We start from the raw sequence: 1,119 nt of genomic DNA, 5'->3' as shown, positions 1-1,119 counted from the left end.
CGCCCGCCCTGCCCGGATGACGTGGAGGCCGCGTCCAGGAAGAAGGGCGGCAAGAAGCCCGCGCCGCCCGCGAAGAAGCCGTAGGCAGGCCCTACTCGACGATGAAGTCCGCGGCCGTGCGGCGGCGGCCGGCCACCACCGACACCACCGCGCGGCCCCTGCCCACGGCCGTCACGCGGCCTTCGGGGGACACCGTCACCACGGCGCTGTTGGAGCTGAACCACTCCAGCGGCACCTTCTCCAGCGCCACGCCGTTGCGGTTGTACGCGCGCGCCTGGACCATCACCGACTGGCCCTTCTTCTTGAAGGTGTACGAGGTGAGGTTCAGCCCCAGGCGCACGAAGTCCGGCGGCACCACCTGCACGGCGATGGCGCGGTGCAGGTGCCCCAGCGTCGCGGTGACGGTGGCCACGCCGGCCGTCACGGCGATGAGCTCACCGTTCTCCACGCGCGCCACGGCCTCGTTGTTGGAGCGGAAGTCGGGCGTCGCGTCGGGGATGACGTGGCCCGCTTCATTGCGCGCCACCACGCGCAGCTTGATGGTGCGCCCCACCTCCACGAAGTCCGCGCCCGGCGCGCGCACGTCCAGCGACGCGAGGATGGTCAGGTCCAACGGCAGCGCCGCCTTCGCCCGTCCGCCCTGCACGCCGATGATTGTCTTTCCGGACTTGCGCGCCACCACCGTGCCGTCCTCCAGCACGGAGGCCACCTCCGGCGCGGAGCTGGTCCAGCGCAGGCGCGTGTCCATCATCTTGCGCCCGTCCGCGTCCAGCACGGTGTAGCTGAGCGGCAGGTTCTGCCCCTGCGTGCGCAGGTAGCGCTGCTCGGGCTGCTCCAGGGTGATGGTCGTGGGCGACGGTCCACACGCACCGAGGACGCCCAGCGCGAGGAAACCCAAAAGGGAAAAGGAAGCGGGACGTGACGTCTTCACGAAGGCAGGCACGGGTCGGTGGGGGAGGGGCCGAGTCTACCGGTGGACCACGCGGCGGGCGTGAAAACCGCGCGTGTCCGCGCTGAAGTCCGCGCGCCTGCACGCCTGCTGACGGATACCCGGCACTTTCAGCGGCGCGGGGCCCGGGCCTCCATCGCCCCCAGCACCTGCGCGGCCAGGGCCTCGCC

At 71.7% G+C, this 1,119-nt stretch carries 1 protein-coding gene; it reads right to left on the bottom strand.

Going from position 1 to position 1,119, the window contains the following annotated elements:
* Window positions 1-91 precede the first annotated feature (91 nt).
* Complete coding sequence (locus D7X55_RS39585; RefSeq protein WP_121725703.1) at window positions 92-931, bottom strand: Ig-like domain-containing protein; 840 nt, start codon at window positions 929-931, stop codon at window positions 92-94.
* Between the last annotated feature and the right edge of the window lie 188 nt (window positions 932-1,119).

It is taken from the genome of Corallococcus sp. AB049A (genome assembly GCF_003668885.1).
Classification (GTDB): domain Bacteria; phylum Myxococcota; class Myxococcia; order Myxococcales; family Myxococcaceae; genus Corallococcus; species Corallococcus interemptor.
The sequence above is the reverse complement of the archived record's forward strand: the minus strand, read 5'-3'. Positions and strand labels throughout refer to the sequence as shown.